At 72.0% G+C, this 5,337-nt stretch carries 6 protein-coding genes; 5 read left to right on the plus strand and 1 reads right to left on the minus strand.

Annotated features, from left to right (window positions below; translation table 11 throughout):
- Both GL263_RS20645 and GL263_RS20650 read left to right on the plus strand, forming a co-directional pair.
- Positions 1-864: class E sortase (locus tag GL263_RS20645; RefSeq protein ID WP_228456702.1), on the plus strand; the 864-nt coding region annotated here is incomplete at its 5' end.
- Between the two features lie 29 nt (positions 865-893).
- On the plus strand, positions 894-1,700 hold the full coding sequence (locus GL263_RS20650) for a class E sortase (RefSeq protein ID WP_438947983.1): 807 nt from the start codon (positions 894-896) through the stop codon (positions 1,698-1,700).
- 6 nt (positions 1,701-1,706) lie between these two features.
- On the opposite strand, the gene GL263_RS20655 is transcribed toward GL263_RS20650, so the two are convergent.
- Positions 1,707-2,201, minus strand: coding sequence for a GNAT family N-acetyltransferase (locus tag GL263_RS20655; RefSeq protein WP_182857225.1), 495 nt, complete (start codon positions 2,199-2,201; stop codon positions 1,707-1,709).
- Between the two features lie 352 nt (positions 2,202-2,553).
- Here GL263_RS20655 and GL263_RS20660 point away from each other — a divergent pair, with 352 nt between their 5' ends.
- From GL263_RS20660 to GL263_RS20670, 3 genes are all read left to right on the plus strand, one after another.
- On the plus strand, positions 2,554-3,231 hold the full coding sequence (locus GL263_RS20660; protein ID WP_182857226.1) for an HAD-IA family hydrolase: 678 nt from the start codon (positions 2,554-2,556) through the stop codon (positions 3,229-3,231).
- 82 nt (positions 3,232-3,313) lie between these two features.
- Positions 3,314-4,543 carry a transaldolase family protein gene (locus GL263_RS20665; RefSeq protein ID WP_182857227.1) on the plus strand — a complete coding sequence of 410 codons (1,230 nt, stop codon included), beginning with the start codon at positions 3,314-3,316 and terminating at the stop codon, positions 4,541-4,543.
- A 49-nt stretch (positions 4,544-4,592) separates the two neighbouring features.
- On the plus strand, positions 4,593-5,337 hold a 745-nt coding region (locus GL263_RS20670; RefSeq protein ID WP_182857228.1), incomplete at its 3' end, for a sulfotransferase-like domain-containing protein.

Below are 5,337 nucleotides of genomic sequence, written 5' to 3' on the forward strand. Positions count from 1 at the left end.
GCCCCCGACTTCGCCCCCGACTTCGAGACGCCCGCCGCCGACGGCACCCACGACACCGGCGCCGGCACCAACGCCGACACCGACGACTCCCCGCCCGCCGCCGACCGCCGGTCCGCCGACGGGCAGCCTCCCGGCGGGGGCCGGGCGGCGCGGCGGAAGGCGGCGGCCCAGGCCGCCAGGGCGTCCAAGGAGGGCTTCGGCGTCGTCGCCAGCCGGGTCGTCGGCGAGGTGTTCATCACCGCCGGCGTGCTGATGCTGCTGTTCGTGACCTACCAGCTCTGGTGGACGAACGTGCAGGCCAACCAGCACGCCAAGGGCGAGGCCAACAACCTCGCCCGGGCCTTCGAGGAGGGGGACCAGCGCAAGGCCGACACGTTCTCGCCCGGCGAGGGCTTCGCGATCATGTACATCCCGAAGCTCGACGTCCGGGTGCCGGTGGCCGAGGGCATCGACAAGAACCGGGTGCTCGACCGCGGCATGGTCGGCCGCTACGACAAGAAGTCCGGCCTGGAGACCGCCATGCCCTGGGACAAGCAGGGCAACTTCGGCGTCGCCGGGCACCGCAACACCCACGGTGAGCCGTTCCGGTACATCAACAAGCTGAAGCCGGGCGACCCGATCATCGTCGAGACGTCCGACACGTACTACGTCTACGAGGTCGCCAGCCAGCTGCCGTCCACCACCCCGCGCAACGTCGACGTGCTCAACCCCGTGCCCCGGCAGTCCGGTTTCACCGAGCCGGGCCGCTATCTGACCCTCACGACCTGTACGCCCGAGTTCACCTCGAAGTACCGTCTGATCGTCTGGGGCACAATGGTCGAGGAGCGGCCGCGCAGCAAGGGCAAGCCGGACGCGCTGAGCTGACCGGCGGCGCGGTGACGCGACACACACGGGTGGGAGCAGTGGCAGTGAGCCAGGACGAGCGGAGCGACGCGGCCACGCCCGCGACCTCGCCGCAGGAGGACCGCCCGGCATCCCCCGCCCGCCGGACCACGTCCCGGTCCCGCGGCCGGCTCGCCACGGCGGTCAGCGTCTTCGGCGAACTCCTCATCACCACGGGCGTCGTCCTCGGCCTCTTTGTCGCGTACTCGCTGTGGTGGACCAACGTCGTAGCCGACCGGCAGGCCGACAAGCAGGCGGACAAGGTCCGCGACCACTGGGCCGCCGACCGCGACATCGGCCCCACCAAGCCGCTGGGCCCCGGCACGCTCGACACCCGCGACGGCATCGGCTTCCTGCACGCCCCGAAGCTCGGCAAGAAGGAGATCCTGGTCAAGGAGGGCACCAACGCCAAGGAGCTCAACCAGGGCATCGCCGGCTACTACAAGGACCCGATCGAGTCCGCCATGCCGTGGGACAAGAAGGGCAACTTCACGCTCGCCGCCCACCGCGACGGCCACGGCGCCAAGTTCCACAACATCCACAAGCTGAAGAAAGGCGACCCGCTCGTCTTCGAGACCAAGGACACCTGGTACGTCTACAAGGTCTACGCGATCCTGCCGAAGACCTCCAAGTACAACGTCGAGGTGCTCCAGCCGGTCCCCGAACAGTCGGGGAAGAAGAAGGCCGGCCGGTACATCACGCTCACCACGTGCACCCCGGTCTTCACCTCCAACTACCGCTACATCGTGTGGGGTGAGCTCGACCGCACCGAGAAGGTCGACGCCGACCGCACCCCACCCGCCGAGATCAGGTCCTGACGGGTCTCACCGGCCGGGTACCGGTGTCGCCTCACCGACCGGTTCGTGGAGGAGGCGGGTCATGAAGACGCTGTGGGGGTCCTCACGGTAGTCGCCGAAGGGCGCGCACTCGGCGAAGCCGAACTTCCGGTACAGCGCGCGGGCCGGCGCGAAGAACTCCGCCGAACCGGTCTCCAGACTGAGCCGGCCGCAGCCCGCGTCCCGCGCGGCGTCGACGAGGTGTTCCAGCAGCCGCGACGCCACCCCGCCGCGCCGCCGGGAGGGCGCGGTGCGCATGGACTTGATCTCCGCGTGCGTCCCGTCCAGCCGTCGGAGGGCGCCGCAGCCGACGATCACCTCGCCGTCCCAGGCGGACCAGACGGTGACCTCCGGCCGGCGCAGCCCGTCGAGATCCAGCGCGTGGGTGCTCTCCGGCGGGCTGATCGCGCGCAACTGAGCGACGTGCCCGCGCAGGAACTCCACCGTCGCGCGCCCCGAGAGGTCGTCGACCACGATCCGCATTCCGCCCCCGTGTGCCCGGTCGCGGCCGTTCGCCGCCGCCTCGCGCCCCACGCTACCCAACGGCGCACGAGGGCCGGTCGGCCGGTACGGGCGGCACGGCCGGTACGGGCGGCACGGCCGGCACGGGCGGCACGGCCGGCACGGGCGGCACGGCCGGCACGGCCGGCACGGCCGGCACGGGCGGCACGGGGACGGCCGGGCGCGGGCCGGGACCGGGCGGCGGGCCGTCCGGACCCTTCGTGAGCTGCGTCGTGAGCGCCTGGGGAGGCGGGCGGTAGGGAGCGGTAAGAGCGGCGGGGTTCGCTGGGTGCGACGCACCGGCGGTTCCCCTCACGCCCGCTTGGAGGCACCCGTGACCCCCGCTCTTGTCATCTTCGACTGCGACGGCGTGTTGGTGGACAGCGAGACGGTCAGCGCGGACGTCCTGCGCGACATGGCCGCGGAGTCGGGGATCGGACTCGACCGGCCGGGGGCCTTCGCGCTGCTGCACGGCCGGAAGGTGGCCCACTGGGTCGCGGAACTGGGCGAGTTGGGTGGCCGGCCGCTTCCCGACGGTTTTGTCGAGGAGTTCCGGGCCCGCACGTTCACCGCCTTCGAACGGGAGCTGCGCCCGGTGCCCGGGGTGGCGGAGGCACTGGCCGCGCTCGACGTGCCGGACTGCGTCGCCTCCAGCGCCCCGATGGAGAAGATCCGTCACGTCCTCGCGCTGACAGGGCTCCTGCGGCGTTTCGACGGACGGCTGCACAGCGCCTACGAGGTGGGCGTGTGGAAGCCGGACCCCGGCCTCTTCCTGCACGCCGCCCGCGCGGCGGGCGCGGCCCCGGAGCGGTGCGTGGTGGTGGAGGACAGCGCGGTGGGGGTCGCCGCCGGAGTGGCCGCGGGGATGCGCGTCCTCGGCTACGCGCCTGACGGCAGCGGCACCGGGCGGCAGCTCGCACGGGCCGGCGCCCGCGTCTTCACCGACATGTCCCGGCTTCCCTCGCTGGTCGCGGAGACGACGGACCGCGTGCCGACCGGGCACGCCCGATGAGCTCGACCGGCCCCCGCCGGGCGCACGCCCCGCGTGGGCGACCCGACGTTGTCAGCAGACGAGAGGCGGCAAGGCGGTTCCGATGACAAGCGTTCTCGAACGACTCCAGCAGACCACCGACGACACGGAGATCTGGTGGGACTCGCCGCCCCTGGACTTCCCGGACTGGCGGGAGCGGGTGGTCGCCGACGCGCCCGACGAGGAGACCCGCAACCGGTGGGGGGAACAGCTTCGCCGCTTCCTCGACCCGGAGAACCCCGCGGACTCGCTCGTGCGGGGAGTCACCACCAACCCGTCGCTGGTGGCCCGGAGCGTGCTCTCGACTCCGACCCGGTGGGGGCCGTGGCTGGGACGGCTCATCGAGGAGGGCGGTGTGACCCGTCCCGAGGAGGCGTACGGCGCCGTCTACCGCGAGGTGCTGCGCCGTTCCGCGCGGGCGCTGCTGCCGCTCTGGCGGGATTCCGACGGGCGGTACGGATGGGTTTCCGGTCAGCTCGACCCGCGCACGGTGTTCGACGCGGAGCGGATGCTGCGGCAGTCCCTCGAACTCGCCGCCCTGGGTCCGAACATGATGGTCAAGGTGCCCGGCTCCGCGGAGGGCTACCAGGTGATCGAGCGGCTGGTGGCGCGGGGCATATCGGTCAACAGCACGTTCTCCTACACCGTGCCGCAGTTCCTGGCCTGTGCCCGGGCGGTGGGACGCGGGCTGGCCGCGGCGCGGAGCGCCGGGGTGGACACCACCCGCTGGCGGGCCGTGTTCACCCACATGATCGGCCGGTTCGGGGCCAACACCGACCTTGCCTACGAGGCCGCCGCGCGCGATGTCCGGTTGACTCCCGGTGACCTCCGCTGGGCGGAGATCGCCGTGCTGAAGCGGATCCACTCGCTCATCAGGGAGAAGGACCTCCCGCTGAAGCCGCTGCTGTCGAGTCTGCTCGCCGACGGGCCGGGCACGGGCGGCACGCTGAGCATGCACCTGGAGGAGACCGCGGGCGCGTCCGCCGTCTACACGTGCAAGCCGTCCTTCGTGGAGGAGTTGACGAGGCGGCAGTCGGAGTTCCGCGGCTTCCGGCCGCACGCGGTCGACGACCCGGTGCCCGTCCGGACGCTGGACAGGCTGAGGCGGCTGCCCACGTTCCGGCAGGCGTACGAACCGGACGGCATGGACCCGGCCGAGTTCGGGCACTACGGGTGCTTCGTGGCGACCTACGCGGAGGTGTTGCAGAACACCCGCCAACTGGTCGACTTCGCCGCCCGGCAGTTCCACAGCCCCAGCTCTCCCCGGCACGAGCTCATCGCCGCGGGCGGCTGACCCCGCGAGCCCGGCACGTTCCGACCTTCCGCGACCGAGAGGCGGTCCCGTGTACCAGTCCATCGCGCTCTGGAGCCATCCGCGTTCCATGTCCACCGCCATGGAGAGGTCCTTCACCGAACGTGGCGACTTCACCGTCTTCCACGAGGAGTTCGCCTACGTCTTCTTCATGCACGAGGAGCGGGCGGAGATACCGCACAAGCACCCGGACCCGGACCACCCGCTGACCTACCACGAGATCCGGGACCTGATGGAACGGGAGCGGTCCCGGCGCCCCGTCTTCCACAAGGACTTCCCCTACCACGTGCTCGACCACCTCCTCGACGACCCCGGGTACCTGCGGGGGCAGACCCACACCTTCCTTGTCAGGGACCCGGCCGAGGCCGTGTTCTCCCACGCCACGATCCACCCCGCCCTGACCCGCGAGGTGCTCGGCTACGAACCCCTCGCCCGCCTCTTCGACCGGGTGGTGGAGCTCACCGGCACGGTGCCGCCCGTGGTGAACGCCGCGGATCTCGCCGCCGACCCGGCCGGGACGCTCGCCGCCTACTGCGCGGCCGTGGACATCCCGTTCCGTCCCGAGGCGCTTTCCTGGTCGTCCGGCGAACGCCCCGAATGGCGCACCTGGAGCGGCTGGCACCGGGACGTCGCCGGCAGCGAGGGCTTCCGCCAGCCCCGCCGCCACTACCGGGTCCCCGAGGAGCAGCGGCCCCGGCTGCTGGAGTACGTCGAGTACTGCCGGCCCTTTTACGAGCACCTGGACGCCTTCCGGATCCGCCCGGCGGCCCCCGCCC

This window comes from Streptomyces durbertensis, from assembly GCF_014156695.1.
Lineage (GTDB): Bacteria > Actinomycetota > Actinomycetes > Streptomycetales > Streptomycetaceae > Streptomyces > Streptomyces durbertensis.